The sequence below is a fragment of the Paenibacillus sp. LBL genome, from assembly GCF_029893715.1.
Taxonomy (GTDB): Bacteria; Bacillota; Bacilli; order Paenibacillales; family Paenibacillaceae; genus Paenibacillus_AQ; species Paenibacillus_AQ glucanolyticus.
On record NZ_JARXYU010000006.1, the window covers coordinates 37,210 to 53,801 of the forward strand.

Genomic DNA, 16,592 nt, shown 5'->3' on the forward strand with positions numbered 1-16,592 from the left:
ATCAGGATTATTTCTTGTCTGCGATCGGCTGCATTTTGTTCACGACATTATCCATTGCTTCCTGGGCCGTTATCTGCCCTTTGAGTGCCTTCTCCGTCTCTTCGTTCAAGGTCTGCAAGTATTCGTTAATGTAGATGCTGTTCGGGAAGCCCTTCAAATTCGGGTTTTTAGCGCTTTCATAATAATCCCACAGTTCCTTCACCTCTTGATTCTCCGTAAGCTTCGGATTATCGAGTGCTTTCGTTAGAACCGGGATGGAACCGAACTCAATGCTGTATTCAATCTGAACGTCCTCACCGAGCAGGTACTGCATCACCTTCCATGCCTCATCCTGATGCTTCGCCTTGGACGGAATGAACATGGCAATCGGACTGACCATGCCGGAGCCTTTGAGCTCAGGGTTCGCCGCCGGATACGGGAATGGTGCTACTCCCACTTCCTTATCCTCGCCGCGATGCTCCACATACCAGTTCTCCCAGCCGATAATCATGGACAGCTTGCCGGTCAGGATCGGATCCTGCGGAGTCTCGAGGCCGCCCATGCCCGATTTGAATTTATCGATGCTCTCCTGCCCGAATTCCCGATAATAATTCATTTGATAAACGATGGCCTTCACATTCGCTTCCTGGTTCGCCGTCAGCTTCCCGCTGCCGTCATCCCATGAACCGTTGAAGATGATCGGCCAGAAGACATTATCGATCCAAGGGTAATCCGGTATAAAGCCCATTTGCGTGATGTTTCCTTTAGCATCCTTCTTGGTCAGTTTCTTCGCATATGCGAACAGCTCTTCAAGCGTCTCCGGCGGAGCTGTCAGCCCTGCTTCCTCAAACGCTTGTTTGTTGTAGAACAATTTGTTGGCCATGCTCATAGAGATCGGTAGACCGAATATCTCATGATTGACCTTCATGCGATCCAGCGCCGCAGGAACGATCTGACTGGTGTCATAACCGTCGCGCTTGATGAATTCTTCTAGGGACTGTACCGCACCGGCAGCGGACCACGGCCCGATATTATTCCACTGCGTTACGATGATATCCGGAGCACTGCCCCCTGAAATCGCGGTTAATTGTTTCTGATGATCCTGGTTGCTGAGTGTCTTGACTACGATGTCGTCCTGGCTTTCATTGAATTTCGCTATAGCATTCTCAATCGGCTTCGCGTTTTCTGCTGTAGCAGAGCTCCATAATTGAATTTCCACCTTACCGCCCTCGCCGGGTTTTCCGGCAGTGCCGCCAGTTCCGGAACATGCACTCAATACGGTCGTGAAAGCTAACAATAACAGGAGCATAACGTGAAACGTCTTCTTTCTATAGTGCCTCTTCAAATGACTCACCCTCCAACATGTCATGGATTTTACAATTCATTTTGAAGAAAAAATCCTTCTAAACAAAAATTAATGGATATTTTCTCTTTAGTCAATCCTTAATTTTCTAATTTTTATTTTAATAAAAACGCAAAAAGAGCAAGGATTATCAAAATAATCCTTGCCCCGCATATGATTTCACGTTTCAATGGCATACCCGTAATCAAAAAATAAATATTTATTTAATAATAAAATTATGGAGTAATAATTCTTTTATATCATATACTGCGAACAAGATGACTCTCCGTAATGCCATACTTGAGCGGCTGCTCCGATCACACCTGCGTCACTTCCAAAGTTAGCCGGAATCAGACGACAGCACCCCCTCATATATGAAGAAGTTCTTGCGTTGACTTCCTGATCGAGTGCCTGCAAGAAACGGGGACCGGACTGCGCCACGCCACCGCCGACAACAACAGCCTCCGGATTAAATGTATGTATATACCCTGCAATAGCGGAACCGAGTGCCCGAATGACGATTCTCATCACTTGCGTTGCAGACGGATCATGCTGATGCCAAGCCTGAATAATGTCCCGGGCATTAGGCCTCCACGCATATGAAGCGCTTCCATTACGCTGCATCTCAAGACCCAGTCTGGCAATCCCGCTGCCTGATGCATACAACTCAACGCATCCATTGTTCCCGCAGCTGCAGCGGGGACCATTAATATCAATACTGACATGACCCAGCTCGGCCGCTCCACCAAAGACACCTCGAATAAGACGGCCCGCTTCCATGACTGCACCGCCAATTCCCGTGCCCAGCGCAAGACATACAAAATGGTCGCAATCCTTGCCAACACCGTACATCTTCTCGGCAATCGCAATGACATTAACATCATTGTCAACATAAACCGAAGTGTTGTAGCGACGGGCGATCATTTCTTTAATGGCTGTCCCCGTCCAGTCCGGCAGCGTATCTCCCGCATATCGAACGGTCCCTTCCCGGTAATCGATTTGACCGGCGCTGCCGATGCCGATGCCCTGGATCTCTTCTTCTTGATCAATGGATTCCATCATCATGTCGATGCCAAGCAGCACTTTGTTCATAAGCTGCTCCGGTCCTTTATTCGCCTCGGTTGGCACCCGATGTCGGTTCGTTATATTCCCTTCTCTATCGATGACGGCAAACTGGACCTTCGTCCCCCCAATATCAACGCCGATCGCGTAAATCATCGCCAGGAAACACTCCCTTCACTCCCTTTATGATCAAAAAATCCAATAGCTCCTTCTGTCCGGCACCCCTAAGCGCGTATGTGAATCGATTCCGGGGATCGATTCACTAGTACAGCTTATCTACAACCGACCTCGCGGTTTTCTCCAGCGACTCTGAGGCATCCACCTTTTTCATCGTTAAGAGCGTGGTCAGAATGTTCAGCATATACGTCTGCATGAATTTTGTTGCCAGCGCCCCGCCCTCCGTCGGCATTTCGCGTGAAGATACCAGAAGAACCGTGTCGGCGTAAGTGGCAATCGGAGAACGGAGATGACCGGTCAAGCAGATGACATCCGCGCCATTCTTCTTCGCTTCCTTCACTGGATCGACCAGATCGCGCGTACTGCCTGAAGTCGAAATCGCAAAAACCAGATCCCCTTTCTTCAGCAAAGAAGCCGACATCGCAATAATGTGCGAGTCCCGGTGCGCTTCCACATTCAGCCCCAGCCTCATCAGCTGATAGTGCAAATCCAGGGCCGTTATACCGGATGAACCCACGCCATAGACATACACTTTGTTTGCGGCTAACAGCTTATCCACCGCCATTTTCAGATTATCCGTATTGACCAGATCCAGCGTGTTCTTCAGCAGAATCTCATGCTGCAACGTCAGCTTGCGGGCAACGGTCATCATGTCATCCTGCTCATCGATGGAGGTATCGATCACAGACGGAGGGCGATCCACCAGATCCTGCGCCACCGAGAGCTTAAACTCATGAAAGCCCCTGAATCCTAATTTGCGGCAAAATCGGATGACGGAGGTCTCGCCAACTCCCGCTTTCTCGGACAAATCCGTTACAGTTGCCAGTACCGTTTCTTCCGGATAAGCTTTTACATAATCAGCTACTTTCTTCTCCGTCTTGGTCAGAGAAGAATAGATGCTGGATATCATCAGCAGTGTATTGGATTGATTCAGTCTCGGGCCTACTCTTGCCATTCCACGTCCCTCATTTCTCTCTAAACTAACACAAAAAGAATATTTTCTCCTTAATTATATATTAAAAAAGAGTTTTCTTTCAATCCTAAAAAAAAGAAGCTGCCAGTATCCTGTGGCAGGATCTGCAGCTTTACTGGAGAACACTTTTTCCAGAACGCAGCGTTTAACGCACTCGCTCTTATGGCAATTCGGGTCCTAAACTCTCCGCAGGACATGACATGCGGATACCTTCCAAATCTGCAGCACGGGGACACACTCTTTCGCGTGCAGTCCGCTCTCTCTTACATCATGGTTCCACCCTCGTCTGTACCAAGGGTCAAATCCTCACTCTGGACGGCTCCGTTCAGAGTGTCACCAGCCATCGCTCCCCGCTCGAGCTGATATCCCGTATCCAACATCGATCCATCCAGCTGATGGAGATGCTGGCTGACTTCATCCATCTGCTTAAACGCCAGACGATATTGATAGGCTTGCGAATATTCGCTTTGTTGAGCGGCCTCATCCAGCTGCTCAAACACCGTTTTGTTCTCGCCCAGCACCTGCCGATACTGCTCCGCCGTAGCAGTTCGGATATCCTGCACAGCATCCATCATGCCGTGCAGCACGATACGACAATTCACCAGCTCCTGCCGGGCGGAGGAAGAGGTTTCAGATGTAACCGCAGCCTGCAAGTTCTGAAGCTCGGTGTAGAGCTGGCTGAGCTCGCTGACAATCAACCCAACTTCATCCAAACGGCCGTTCTGCCCTGCAGCGGTCAATTGACTGGATAGCTGGTTAAGTCTCATGGACATGTTTTGAATATGACTCATCACGATTCCCCTTTTTTCGGATAGCGTCCGTTTTACGAATAGAATGTGTTCAACCATGAATTTCTATTCATGTTGATATATGGTCATCAGGCAGCTCTGCTGGATCACAGGGCGGGATGCCGATATAATAGGGGATGACTGAAGTTACGAGTGACCTTACGCCAAGCACGAAAGTAGGTAGATTAAAGAATCCGCATGATTAAACGCAAAAAAACGACACTATTCCTTATTGTTGCCCTATTACTTGCCATATTTTATATGCAGCTGCAAACCTCGATACCGGGAATTTTCAACGATCTCGATTTTGATTTTAATCATAAAGAAACCCCTAAAGTTACCCAGCTCCACCCCTACGTGTTACAGCAAAAGAACGAACTCGTCCGTCTCACCAAGGAAAAAGGAATTACGATCGTCATTACCGATGGGTACCGAAGCCATGAGGAACAGACCCGAATTTACAATCAGGGCCGCAGTACAGCGGGCAATATTGTGACCAACGCCAAGGCAGGCGAATCACTGCATAATTATGGCTTAGCCATTGATTTTGCGCTGAAGCAAAAGGACGGCAGCGTCATCTGGGACATGGAATATGACGGGAACGGAAACGGCAAGGCTGACTGGATGGAGGTTGTGGAGATTGCAAAAAATTTAGGCTTCCAGTGGGGCGGCGATTGGGCCAACTTTCCCGATTATCCGCATCTGCAAATCGATTTCGGACTGACGATACGAGATTTGAAACGGGGCAAGCTCCCTCCTATGGAATCCCATGAATATTTGGAAGCAATAAAATGAGAAATACAAAAATAAGAGGGTATCGATAGAAGGCTCATGTATTGAACATGGGTCTTCTTTTTTTTGTTCAACGATATTTCGCAGGCGTGCTTGACATCCCATTCACATTCTGGTTATATAGTCATATATATAAGCATATAACCTTAACAGGCCATGAAAGCAAGGCGGTGATTCTTATTGAGCGGTACCGTACATCCGGATAACAAGCCCCTGTTCATCCAAATCAAGGAGAAGATCGAGGACCAGATCGTAAACGATCAATTGCTTGAAGGTGAGCAGGTTCCTTCCACAACGCAGCTGTCCCAATTTTACAAAATCAATCACATCACAGTGCTGAAAGGGATCAACCTCCTCGTTGATTCCGGACTTATTTACAAAAAGCGAGGTGTCGGCATGTTTGTTGCAGAAGGAGCAAAGGAGAAGCTGCTCCAAACGAGGAAAAGCGCATTTGCAGATGATTTTGTATTGCCCATGGTGCAGGAAGCAGACAAACTCGGTTTGTCCACGGATGAGCTTTTTCAAATCATAACCCAGTTAAAAGGAAGTGACCCCCATGAATCTTGATGTACAGTTTGACCGCGTATCGGTGGCATACGGAGGCGTCGAAGCCGTCCGGGATGTTTCCTTCTCTCTCCCGGCAGGCAAAATTTACGGTCTCCTCGGGCGCAATGGCGCAGGTAAAACCTCGCTTCTGTCCGTCCTGGCTTCCTATCGCACGCCCTCCTCGGGATCGGTTACAATTGGCGGCGAGGTGCCCTTCGAAAATGCAAACATGATGAAGGAAATCTCCTTCATCTACGATGTTGACTATAAAGACGAGTCGGACAAAATAAAATCAACATTTGAATCGATAGCCAGATACCGGCCTCACTTTGATATCGATTATGGCCTTGAGCTTGCCCGTAAATTCAATTTGCCCCTGAATAAACAGCTGAAGCAGCTCTCCAAAGGGATGCAATCCGCCTTTAACGTATGCATCGGTCTCGCCAGCCGATCGCCCGTTACCATTCTGGACGAAGTTTATCTCGGAATGGATGCGCCGACTCGTGAAATTTTCTACCGGGAGCTGTTGGAGGATCAAGCGCGTCACCCTCGGACGTTCATCCTCTCCACCCACCTGGTCTCTGAAATGGACTATTTGTTTGAAGAAGTCATTATCATTCATAAAGGCCGATTGGTGCTGCATGAGGACTACGAAAGCCTCACATCCAGGGGCGTATCCATTACAGGTATGGCGGCAAAAGTGGATGAATTCATCCGGGGCATGAACGTGCTCAACGTACAGCAGCTCGGCTCTACGAAATCCGTCATGATCTACGGGGAGTTAAGCGAGGAATCTCTAATCGCCGCACGCCGTGCTGGACTTGAGCTCGGTCCGATCTCGCTCCAGGACTTGTTTATCCATCTTACGGGGGAGGAATACACCGCATGAATAAGACGTCTTCGGCCGTAACCAAAGTAGCGAGAGATATGTTTGTGCAGCAAGGCAGCTGGGCGTTGGGATTTCTATCTATTGTGCTGCTAATCTATTTTGGAGTCGGCATCGGCTCCAGCATCGGTGTCAATGTTCGCGAAGGATTCGCGGAGGAGGACTTCTTCTCCATCGCTTACCGCTCAACCAAAGGATTTATGCTCGTTATCGGCATTATTTCGGCCTACAGCTTTCTTAGCTATTACGTAAGACACGGGATTACGCGCAAGGAATTCTTTAATGGAGCTGCCTTGGCGGCCGTCTATCTATCCCTGGCATTTCCGGTTGTCACAGCTCTGATTCAGCAGATTGCCTTGATGTTTGCATCGCAAGATGCGGGAAGTACTTCGCTGCTGCAGGCGTTTGATAACAGCTGGCTGCTGACACTTGTCTCCTTCGGCGTGCAAATCTTGATCTATTATCTGATGGGATGGATGATCGGATCCGGATTTTACCGGTTTGGCTGGATTCGCGGCTTGGGGATGATCGCCGTAGCCCTCGTGTTGATCAGCTTCATGGATGCATTGTGGCAATTCGAGCTCTCTTCCATATGGGAACAGTGGCTGCCGGTCACAACAGACCTTTCCGTCACGCTGCCAGTTTCTCTTATTGGCTCCCTCGTTGTCATTCTGATAACGCTTATTCTGATCCGACTGATAACCCGAAGAGTGACAATTAAGATGTAACCTGTACGCAAAAAAATGGCTGATCCATGGGCAGCGACACTCGTCTGCCCAAGATCAGCCATTTTACGATCTGATGCCATCATTTAAATTAAGCGGCACTGCTCTTCTTTTTGTTATAGATATCGAAGGCTACTGCCGCGAGGAGAACCAAACCCTTGATGCCTTGCTGCCAGTCGATACCGAGGCCTACGAGCGACATCCCGTTATTAAGTACGCCCATAACGAGTCCTCCGATGATCGCGCCGAAGACCGTCCCGATCCCGCCGGTAGCGGAGGCTCCGCCGATGAAACTCGCTGCGATAGCATCCAGCTCAAAGTTCGTGCCCGCTCTCGGTGTCGCAGCATTCAAGCGAGCAGCAAAAATCAAACCGGAGATCGCTGCCATCACGCCCATGTTGACGAATACCCAGAACGTGACCTTCTTAGTCTTCACCCCGGACAGGGCCGCTGCCTTCTCATTGCCACCAAGCGCATAAATGTGACGGCCCATCACGGTTTTGTTCATCACGAAGGAATAGATGATAATGAGCACCAGCAGCAGAATCAGAATATTGGGCAAACCGGCGTAACTTGCCAGCATATACGTAAAGGCATTAATTACCGCTGCGATGAGCACCAGCTTCAGGAGGAACAAGCCGCTTGGCAGTACCTCGAAGTTGTATTTTTTATGCGATTTTCGCTCCCGCAGCTCATTAATCAGGAAAATAACCGTAAAGATGATGCCCGCCAGAATTGCGACTAGATTGGTACCTGTGTTGCTGAAATCCAGAATAAAGCCGGAGCTCAGCTTCTGGAAGCCTCCCGGAAACGGCGCAATGGATTGGCCCTCCAGTACAATCATCGTCAGTCCGCGGAACAAAAGCATGCCCGCCAGGGTTACGATAAACGCCGGTATCCTCACATAAGCCACCCAGAATCCCTGCCAAGCCCCGATTAGGCCGCCGACAATCAAGGATACGAGCACGGCAATGACCGGATGCAGCTGCATATCGACCATCATGATCGCTGCAACAGCTCCGACGAAGGCGGCTACCGAACCGACCGACAAATCAATATGACCCGTAATGATGACAAGCACCATACCTATGGCCAGTACGAGGATGTAGCTGTTCTGGAGAATCAGATTCGTGATGTTAATCGGCTCCAGCAGTAGCCCTCCCGTTATAATCTGAAAAAATATCATAATGACAACAAGGGCGATGATCATCCCGTATTGACGGATGTTGTTTTTAAACATTTTCTTGAGTGTCTCCATGCTTATGCCCCTCCATTCTTGGTCATGTATCTCATCAAGGTTTCCTGTGAAGCCTGCTCTCTGCTGACTTCTCCGGTGATCCGTCCCGCGCTCATGACATAGATCCGGTCGCAGATCCCCAAAATTTCGGGCAGCTCCGAGGAAATGACAAGCACGCCCTTGCCTTCATTCGCAAGCTGGTGGATGATTGCATAAATCTCGTATTTCGCCCCGACGTCAATCCCGCGGGTCGGCTCATCCAGAATCAGAATATCCGGCTCGGAATAGATCCATTTGCTCAAGACCACCTTCTGCTGGTTACCCCCGCTGAGGTTCCCCGTCTTCTGCAGAATGTTCGGCGTTTTAATCTTGAGTTTCTTCCGCATGTCCTCCGCCACAAGTATTTCTTCCCGATCATCTATGACCATGTTCCTAGCCAGCTTGGACAATCCGGTAAGCGAGATGTTGCGCTTGATATCGTCCATCAGGATCAGGCCGTATTCTTTACGGTCCTCCGTCACGTAAGCAAAGCCGTTCTCTATCGCCTCGGTAATGGAGTGATTTCGGATATCCTTGCCGTCTTTCTGAAGTGTCCCGGTAATATTCCTGCCGTAAGCTCTGCCGAAAATACTCATCGCAAGCTCGGTCCGGCCGGAGCCCATCAGCCCGGCAATGCCCACGACTTCCCCCCGGCGGATATTCAAACTTACGTTGTCAATTACTTTTCGGCCTGGTTGCAGCTCGTGATACACCGTCCAGTCCTTAATCTCCAGGATAACTTCCCCGATCTTCGGAGTCCGCTCCGGATAACGGTTCGTCAAATCCCGGCCGACCATCCCGCGGATAATCCGGTCCTCGTCCACCTCGCCACCCTTCATATTCAGCGTTTCGATGGTTTGACCATCACGCAGAATGGTGACAGAGTCCGAGACCTTCGATACTTCGTTCAATTTATGGGAGATGAGGATGCAGGAAATCCCCTGCCTCTTGAACTCCAGCATCAGCTCCAGCAGATTCTCGCTATCGTCCTCATTGAGCGCCGCTGTCGGCTCGTCAAGAATAAGCAGCTTCACCTTCTTGGATAAGGCCTTTGCAATTTCGACCAGCTGCTGCTTGCCAACGCCGATGCTGCCAACCTGCGTATTCGGATTCTCACTGAGCCCCACCATATCCAGCAGTTCCCTTGCTCCCGTCATGGTCTCGTTCCAGTTCATGATCCCCTTCTCGGCCCGTTCGTTGCCCAGATATATATTCTCGGCAATCGACAAATAAGGAATCAATGCAAGCTCCTGATGGATGATGACAATGCCCAGTTCCTCGCTTTGCTTGATGTCCTTGAATTCACACACCGTGCCTTGGAACAGAATGTCGCCCTCATACGTGCCGTGCGGGTATACGCCGCTCAGCACCTTCATCAGGGTCGATTTGCCTGCTCCATTCTCCCCGCACAAGGAGTGGATCTCGCCCTCGCGCACCTTCAAGTTCACATTGTCCAGCGCCTTCACACCGGGAAACGCTTTCGTAATGTTTCGCATTTCAAGAATGTACTCTGACATAAGGCTTCACCTTCCCATCGTTTTGTTTCTTCATAGCGACCCCGATACTATTTCAATCCGATTTCTTCCTTCGAGTAATATCCCGTCTCCACAACCTCTTTCTCCACGTTGGAAGCATCCACGGATACAGGCGGCAGGAGATAAGCCGGAACAACCTTAATACCGTTGTCGTACGATTCGGTATCGTTGACCTCAGCCTCTTGTCCCTTCAGCACACTCTCCGCCATCTTGACCGCCTGCTCAGCAAGCTGCCGGGTATCCTTAAACACGGTCTGCGTCTGTTCACCGGCTACAATCGACTTGATGGAGGCCAGCTCCGCATCCTGGCCCGTAATGACCGGCAGCGGCTTGCCCGTTGTTCCATAACCTACGCCTTTGAGTGAAGAGATAATACCGATGCTGATCCCGTCATAGGGTGACAGCACCGCATCCAGATTTTCGCTGGAATAGTTGGCACTGATCAGGTTATCCATCCGCGATTGGGCCAGCGCACCGTCCCAGCGCAGCGTAGCAATCTGGGCCATCGTTGTCTGTTTGCTCCGCACCACAAGCTTACCTGAGTCCATGTAGGGCTTCAGGACGGACATCGCCCCGTCATAGAAAAAGTAAGCATTGTTATCGTCCGGCGATCCGCCGAACAGCTCGATATTGAACGGCCCCTTCCCTTCCTTCAAGCCAAGCTTTTTCTCAATGTAGGAAGCTTGCTGAACCCCGACCTGAAAATTGTCAAAGGTGGCATAATAACTCAAATGCTCGGTGTTGCGGATCAGCCGGTCATATGCAATGACCTTGATTCCCTGATCATGGGCCTTCTTAATGACGTCGGTCAGCGTATTGCCATCAATGGAAGCAATCACAATAACGTCGACCCCTTTAGTAATCATGTTCTCGATTTGCGAAATCTGATTTTCAATGACGTCTTCGGCAAATTGAAGATCGGTTTTATATCCTTTTTCCTGAAAAATCCGCTCCATATTCTTCCCGTCAGCCACCCAGCGCTCGGAGGATTTGGTTGGCATGGCAAGACCGACATATCCCTTCTGAGCGTCCCCGGTTTGACTTTCGGCGAGGTTGCAGGCCGTCAGGGCCAGCAGCAGCGCCACGATAAGCCCCCCTAACATTCCTCTCTTCATCGGTGTGTTCCCCTTTCCGAAAAGTTGAATCGAGAGCGCTTACAAATCCGACTTTCCAAAGCCTCTCTGTACTAAAAAGGATACACTTCCTCAATGAAGCGGTCTTTCCACGAAAACAACCTTTTTTATAAATTTCATACTTTTGTTGCTGATAACATGAATTCGTCCCGGCCGCTTGTCTGTGAAGCTGTGCAAATCCACCCTGCCTACGTTGTCAGACGATAAGACGGATCTTGGGCCAGGCAAACAAAAAAAAAGACGACCCTGATTGGTCGTCCTTCGTGAACCATGATCCTGCCGGAGTCGGCCTCTACACATACTGCTTCAGGACTGCAGCGTCAGCTCACTGCTCCTGAAAAGCCGCTCCCTTGCGGTAGCCGTTAGGCGAAACGCCCATCACCTTCTTAAATGCCGTACTGAAATAGTGCTGGCTGTCATACCCGACCTGCTCGGCAATGTCGTGAATGCTCAGATCGGTGGAATTCAGCAGCTGGATGGCTTTTCGAATGCGTGTCTGGGTAATAAAAGCCACAAACGACGTTCCCAGCTCTTTTTTTAGAGTACGGCTTAAATAAACCGGGGAAACCTGCAGAGTATGGGCAAAAGACTCCAGGGTCAGCTCCCGCACGGCGTATTGTTCCTGGATCAGCTGCCTTGCTCGCCGCACCAGCGGAGAGAGCTGAGCCTCCCGGAATACCCCTTCCCGGCACGCCTCATAGGCAGCCGCAATCGATTCAGCTCCTTCCTGCACGGGTTCCATGTGAACATTTACCGTCAGCTTCAAGTACTTCTGAATCGTTTGCTCTGCATCGGCAGCCAGTTCAAGCGCGGGTTCTCCCCATATACAGATTCCGATCCATCCGGCATGATCGCGGAACAGAATGTGAGGGGCAGGGTGAAGCAGCTCGGATATAATATTCTCCATCGCAAACAAGTAGAGCTGCCAGTCGCTTTCCTTCATCAAGGGCTGCGGCGTATTCAGCTCCGGCCATCGTGCGATGCCGACCTGGGAGGGGCGGCAGGGCGGCAAACCGAGAAAATCAAGCTGCCCCGGCGCCTCCTCCTCATCCAGCAGGCCGTGAATCCACTCGAGGAGAAAACGCTCCCGTAGCAGCGGTATGTTCTTCTCGATCTGCTCGGATGCCTTCTTCAGATAATCCTCCTGAATCTGCCGATCGTCCAGCTCGTCCCGCACGCTTCCCAGCACCTGGACCAGATGCTGTGCATTCACGGGCTTCAATATGTAGTCCTTCACCCCGAGCCGGATCGCTTCCTGTGCATACGCGAATTCATCATGACCGGTAATAATGACGAACCGGCATTCGGGACGCTCCTCCTTCATTCGCCTCATGAGGGCAATGCCGTCCATAAACGGCATATTCATGTCAACCAGCATGATATCAATAGGCCGGCCAAGCGCCAGCTCCAGCGCTTCCTCGCCGTCCTCCGCCTCGGCTGCCACCTCCATGCCCAGTGACGCCCAATCCACGGCATCCCGGATTCCCTCTCGGATAATCGGTTCATCGTCAGCAATCAATACCTGGTATGCCTTATTCATAAACTGTCGCTCCCATCATGCCCAGATGAAGAGGGGAGGGTATGCAGCAGCGGATGCGCAATGATCACCCTCGTCCCCTTGCCTTCTGTGCTCTCCAATGTGATTCCATACTTGTGGCCAAACGTCAGCCTGAGGCGAGCCTGAACATTCAGCATGCCGTAACTGCGACTTCGGCCAGTCCCTTGCTCTGAATGTCCCTCCATGGCCGCTACGGGATCAGCAAGCTGTTTGCGGAGCTCCGCAAGCCGCTCCGGCGCCATGCCTGCCCCGTCATCCTGAATGGATAGGAATAGAACATCTTCGCTCACCTCCGCTTTGATGCCGATGCGTCCCGGTCCTCGGCGGGCTTTTATCCCGTGGTATATCGCATTTTCCACCATCGGCTGCAGCAGCAGCTTCAGGACGTACAGCTTCTCGGCCTCAGGAGACACATACATCTCCACCTGCAGCCTGTCCCGGTAACGCGTTTTCTGGATTTGCAGGTAACTGCTGATATGCATCCATTCGTCGGGCATGGGAATGATGTCATCCCCTTTGCTGAGACCGATCCGAAACAGCCTTGACAAGGATTCCACCAGATCGGATACATCGTCCGCCCCTTTCTTGCGGGCCATCCAATGAATGGTATCCAGCGTGTTGTACAGAAAATGCGGCCTAATGTGGGCCTGAAGGCTGCGAAGCTCAGCTTCCCGCTTCTGCTGTTCGCGCAGCTCGCTCAGCTTCATCAGTTTGCGGATTTGCTGCAGCATCCGATTAAAACTTCGCCCCAGCATACCTACCTCATCCTGTCGATTTCCCCAGTAACGGATCGTCAGGTCCCCGGATTCCGCTTTTTGCATGAACGACATCAGCTGCCAGATCGGTCTTGATATCGACTGGGAGAGTGTATAGGATGCGGCGACGCCAAAGAGACACACCACAAACAAGAAACAAATCATGTAAAATCGGATCTCCCGGACCTCATACACCGATTCGCTGGTCGGAAATACGCCGATTGTCCGCCAACCGGTAAAAGAAGACGTGCCGTAAATCAATTGCAGCCGTTCTCCATTTACCTCACGTATCACCGCGCCGCCTTCCTTATCCGGGAGCCATGAAGGCGGAATGGCCGGAATTAATGAATCCTCCGGTGTGTAGATGCTTGAGCCGCCCGCTTCCGTGACCATCAAATATCCGCTTTTGCCAAGCGTGACATCCCGCACCGCTCTCGCCACGGCCCGCAGCTTCAAGTCGATCAATACCGCTCCGGTCACTTCCCTTGTGTCCGGGTCCACAAACGAACGCACAACCGACACCAGCTCTTCGTCGCCATAATGAACATGGGTGGTCACCTTGCGGTCGACCGGATGTCCGAGCACCGTAAAAATCCCCTCGTTCAAAACGGCCTCCCGATACCAGGCTTCCCCGGTTAAACTCCCCGGGCTGCGGGCGTACATCTCGTTGCTGATATACTCTCCTTCGCGATTAACCAGAAGGATGGACGCGATTTCCGGATACAGCGTTGTGTAGCCTTGGAGATAGCGCTTGATTTCGTAGTTCTCCTCGTTGTCCTGCTTCACCTGAGAGGGCTGAGAAAGGGCTCTGCTTCCGCCTCCGGCTTCAGCTGCCGGTCGGTCCCCTTGAATATCACCATTCAGGAACCGCTCGATCCGCTGGTCAAACCCGATCAAATAAGTGATATTCTGAAGATTTTCCATATCATTGTCCAGAGTTTGATTGACTTTCCCGATCAATTGAATGGTATTGGAGGTGACTTGTTGGTCCACGATACGGTTGACTGTCCAATTGACCAGCACGCCCAGTGCAATCGATGGCAGAATACCAATCATGAGAAACAGGATGACCAGCTTGTATCTCAGCGGCAGGTCTCCAAATCGCAGCCAGCGCAGCAAGCCTTCTCGCCAGGACTCCATTTCATTTCTATTTCGCATAATAATCATTCACATTCTCTCGGGTCACAATCGAAATCCCGGTATCCACCCGGGTGGGAAGCGGAGAGACATCATTGCCGAGGGTCGGAGCCGGCACGGTTAGTCCGTGGTGCAGATGAAACAAATACTGCAGGGACCAATACCCCATATTCCACGTTCCCTGTGCAATCGTTGCCGCAATGGTACCATCGGAGATCCGGTCGAGTGTCCCTTTATTTGTATCGAATCCGATGATGGCGACCTCTCCGGTTTTATCCGCGCCAATCACGGCATCCGCTACCCCCATCCCGCCGCTGGCCTCCGTCACGAAGATGCCCTTGAGATTAGGGTGCTTGTCCAGCATGTCGGCGGCGGCTCCTTTGGCTACGAGCGTATCGCCCTTCCCTTCCTTGACCTCCGCTACCGTCATGGCCGGATATCTCTGGGTCAAAGTTTCCCGGAAACCCTCCGAGCGGTCATCATGATTCTGCTGTCCGGGCTGAGTGATGATCCCGACCTCTCCTTCACGGCCTAACAACTGAGCCATTTTATCCGCAGCTGCAACACCAGCCTCGTAATTGTTAGTCGCCAAAAAAGAATATGCGTTGCTGTCAGGCGCGTCCGCGTCAAACAGCACGACCGGAATACCGGCATCCACTGCCTTATTGATTGTAGACGTAAGCGCCTTGGAATCAATGGCTGACAAGGCAATGCCGGCAGGCCGCTTGGCGATGACCTGTTCCAGTACAGTGATCTGCTCCTCCACGTCATATTGCGTAGAGCCGCGGTAATCCACGGACACGCCGAGAGCGTCCCCTCCGTCCTCGAAGCCCTTCAGAATGTTTTTCCAATACTCCATGCCCGATTGAAAGGTCACCATGACATAATTCTCGCCTATGCTGCCGTGCAGCCCTCCCTCCTCCCATGCCGAAGTGCGCCGATCCTCCAATCGGTACATAAACACGTATGTCAGAAAAGCCAAAATAAGAGCAGCGTACACCAGCATCATTTTCTTCATAAAAAACGCCCCCGATTCCCCATCCCAGGTAATGTCAATTCCAACTGCAATCGGTTACATAATGTATTAAGAATATACTGCAATTGTTTGAACAAGATCAAACCCCCCATCAGAAAAACAAGTAGCAGCCACAAAAAAACAGACTGTCCACAGGTATCCCTACCTTTGACAGCCTATTTTTTATCATTGCAAGCATCTCTTATCAGCCTGGAATGCTTCAATATCCTTATGAAAACCCCTTAACCGGATCCTCTCGAATTCCGTGCATGAATAGATTCACCACGTGACACGCAAGATCCTCTGAAGTCCGTTTCTCTGTCAGAAGCTGCTGAGCGGTTAGCCTCTCGATGACACCCACCAAGCTTTCCGCGACGATGCGCATATCGCATTCACGGTCCAAGAGACCATCCCGCTGCTCATCCTTCAGATATTGCTCCAGCATCGCTGCCATCTCAGCTTTGACGATAGCAGAGTCATCCCCGATAAAAAAACCGATCTGCGTCAGATCCGGGTCTTTGGCAAGAAACGCAAATAACTCCCTTAGCACGCCCAGCAGACGGCTGGACACGTCATCCTCATCAATCCCACCTTCCACTCTGCTGCCCTCGATCAGCGTCTTAAGATTCGTTCGAAATTTCTCAACCAGCTCCTTAAAAATGGCCTCTTTGCTCTCAAAATACAAATAGAATGACGGCTGCGTCAATCCTGCCCGGGAAACGATGCTGCTAATTTTCGTCTGATGGTATCCTGACCTCGCAAATTCACTGGCAGCAACAATCAATAGTCTTGCCCGGCTTTCTTGTCCATTCGCACCCTTCTTCCGCAAAGCTATCCAACCTCCGAATTTAGTCATGATGTATGTAAGTTAACGCTGATTACACTTCATATTGTAAAAGCTGTCCTTGCATAA

The 16,592-nt window shown here is 50.8% G+C and carries 15 protein-coding genes; 4 read left to right on the forward strand and 11 right to left on the reverse strand.

Annotation, left to right across the window (positions count from 1 at the left end):
* Window positions 1-7 precede the first annotated feature (7 nt).
* The 4 genes from M2277_RS15120 to M2277_RS15135 form a co-directional block, all read right to left on the reverse strand.
* On the reverse strand, window positions 8-1,324 hold the full coding sequence (locus M2277_RS15120) for an ABC transporter substrate-binding protein (RefSeq protein ID WP_280755081.1): 1,317 nt from the start codon (window positions 1,322-1,324) through the stop codon (window positions 8-10).
* A 252-nt stretch (window positions 1,325-1,576) separates the two neighbouring features.
* Window positions 1,577-2,539 (reverse strand): ROK family protein, encoded by a 963-nt coding sequence (locus M2277_RS15125; protein WP_280755082.1) that lies wholly within the window; start codon window positions 2,537-2,539, stop codon window positions 1,577-1,579.
* A 106-nt stretch (window positions 2,540-2,645) separates the two neighbouring features.
* Window positions 2,646-3,515: a MurR/RpiR family transcriptional regulator gene (locus M2277_RS15130; protein WP_006208669.1), complete on the reverse strand. Its 870-nt coding sequence runs from the start codon at window positions 3,513-3,515 to the stop codon at window positions 2,646-2,648.
* 281 nt (window positions 3,516-3,796) lie between these two features.
* Window positions 3,797-4,324, reverse strand: coding sequence for a hypothetical protein (locus M2277_RS15135; protein ID WP_148248009.1), 528 nt, complete (start codon window positions 4,322-4,324; stop codon window positions 3,797-3,799).
* A 195-nt stretch (window positions 4,325-4,519) separates the two neighbouring features.
* On the opposite strand from M2277_RS15135, the gene M2277_RS15140 reads away from it, so the two are divergent.
* From M2277_RS15140 to M2277_RS15155, 4 genes are all read left to right on the forward strand, one after another.
* Window positions 4,520-5,116 (forward strand): M15 family metallopeptidase, encoded by a 597-nt coding sequence (locus M2277_RS15140; protein WP_280755083.1) that lies wholly within the window; start codon window positions 4,520-4,522, stop codon window positions 5,114-5,116.
* 177 nt (window positions 5,117-5,293) lie between these two features.
* Window positions 5,294-5,680, forward strand: coding sequence for a GntR family transcriptional regulator (locus M2277_RS15145; protein WP_036641280.1), 387 nt, complete (start codon window positions 5,294-5,296; stop codon window positions 5,678-5,680).
* On the forward strand, window positions 5,670-6,548 hold the full coding sequence (locus tag M2277_RS15150) for an ATP-binding cassette domain-containing protein (protein WP_063478816.1): 879 nt from the start codon (window positions 5,670-5,672) through the stop codon (window positions 6,546-6,548). The genes M2277_RS15145 and M2277_RS15150 overlap by 11 nt, the downstream gene beginning before the upstream one ends.
* A complete protein-coding gene (locus M2277_RS15155; protein WP_148248011.1) occupies window positions 6,545-7,273 on the forward strand; it encodes a Tat pathway signal protein in 729 nt (242 codons plus the stop codon). Before M2277_RS15150 ends, M2277_RS15155 begins: the two co-directional genes overlap by 4 nt.
* Before the next feature lie 88 nt (window positions 7,274-7,361).
* Here M2277_RS15155 and mmsB read toward each other — a convergent pair whose 3' ends face one another.
* The 7 genes from mmsB to M2277_RS15190 all read right to left on the reverse strand — a co-directional run bounded on the left by mmsB (window position 7,362) and on the right by M2277_RS15190 (window position 16,508).
* Window positions 7,362-8,528, reverse strand: coding sequence for a multiple monosaccharide ABC transporter permease (gene mmsB, locus M2277_RS15160; RefSeq protein ID WP_280755084.1), 1,167 nt, complete (start codon window positions 8,526-8,528; stop codon window positions 7,362-7,364).
* 2 nt (window positions 8,529-8,530) lie between these two features.
* On the reverse strand, window positions 8,531-10,063 hold the full coding sequence (mmsA, locus tag M2277_RS15165) for a multiple monosaccharide ABC transporter ATP-binding protein (protein WP_148248013.1): 1,533 nt from the start codon (window positions 10,061-10,063) through the stop codon (window positions 8,531-8,533).
* Between the two features lie 47 nt (window positions 10,064-10,110).
* Window positions 10,111-11,196, reverse strand: a complete 1,086-nt coding sequence (gene chvE / locus M2277_RS15170) for a multiple monosaccharide ABC transporter substrate-binding protein (RefSeq protein ID WP_006208662.1) — start codon at window positions 11,194-11,196, stop codon at window positions 10,111-10,113.
* Between the two features lie 343 nt (window positions 11,197-11,539).
* Window positions 11,540-12,754 (reverse strand): response regulator transcription factor, encoded by a 1,215-nt coding sequence (locus tag M2277_RS15175; RefSeq protein WP_280755085.1) that lies wholly within the window; start codon window positions 12,752-12,754, stop codon window positions 11,540-11,542.
* Window positions 12,751-14,694, reverse strand: a complete 1,944-nt coding sequence (locus tag M2277_RS15180; protein ID WP_197477100.1) for a histidine kinase — start codon at window positions 14,692-14,694, stop codon at window positions 12,751-12,753. Before M2277_RS15180 ends, M2277_RS15175 begins: the two co-directional genes overlap by 4 nt.
* Entirely contained in the window at window positions 14,675-15,682 is a 1,008-nt protein-coding gene (locus M2277_RS15185) for a substrate-binding domain-containing protein (protein ID WP_006208659.1), read from the reverse strand. Before M2277_RS15185 ends, M2277_RS15180 begins: the two co-directional genes overlap by 20 nt.
* Before the next feature lie 226 nt (window positions 15,683-15,908).
* Window positions 15,909-16,508, reverse strand: a complete 600-nt coding sequence (locus M2277_RS15190; protein ID WP_280755086.1) for a TetR/AcrR family transcriptional regulator — start codon at window positions 16,506-16,508, stop codon at window positions 15,909-15,911.
* Between the last annotated feature and the right edge of the window lie 84 nt (window positions 16,509-16,592).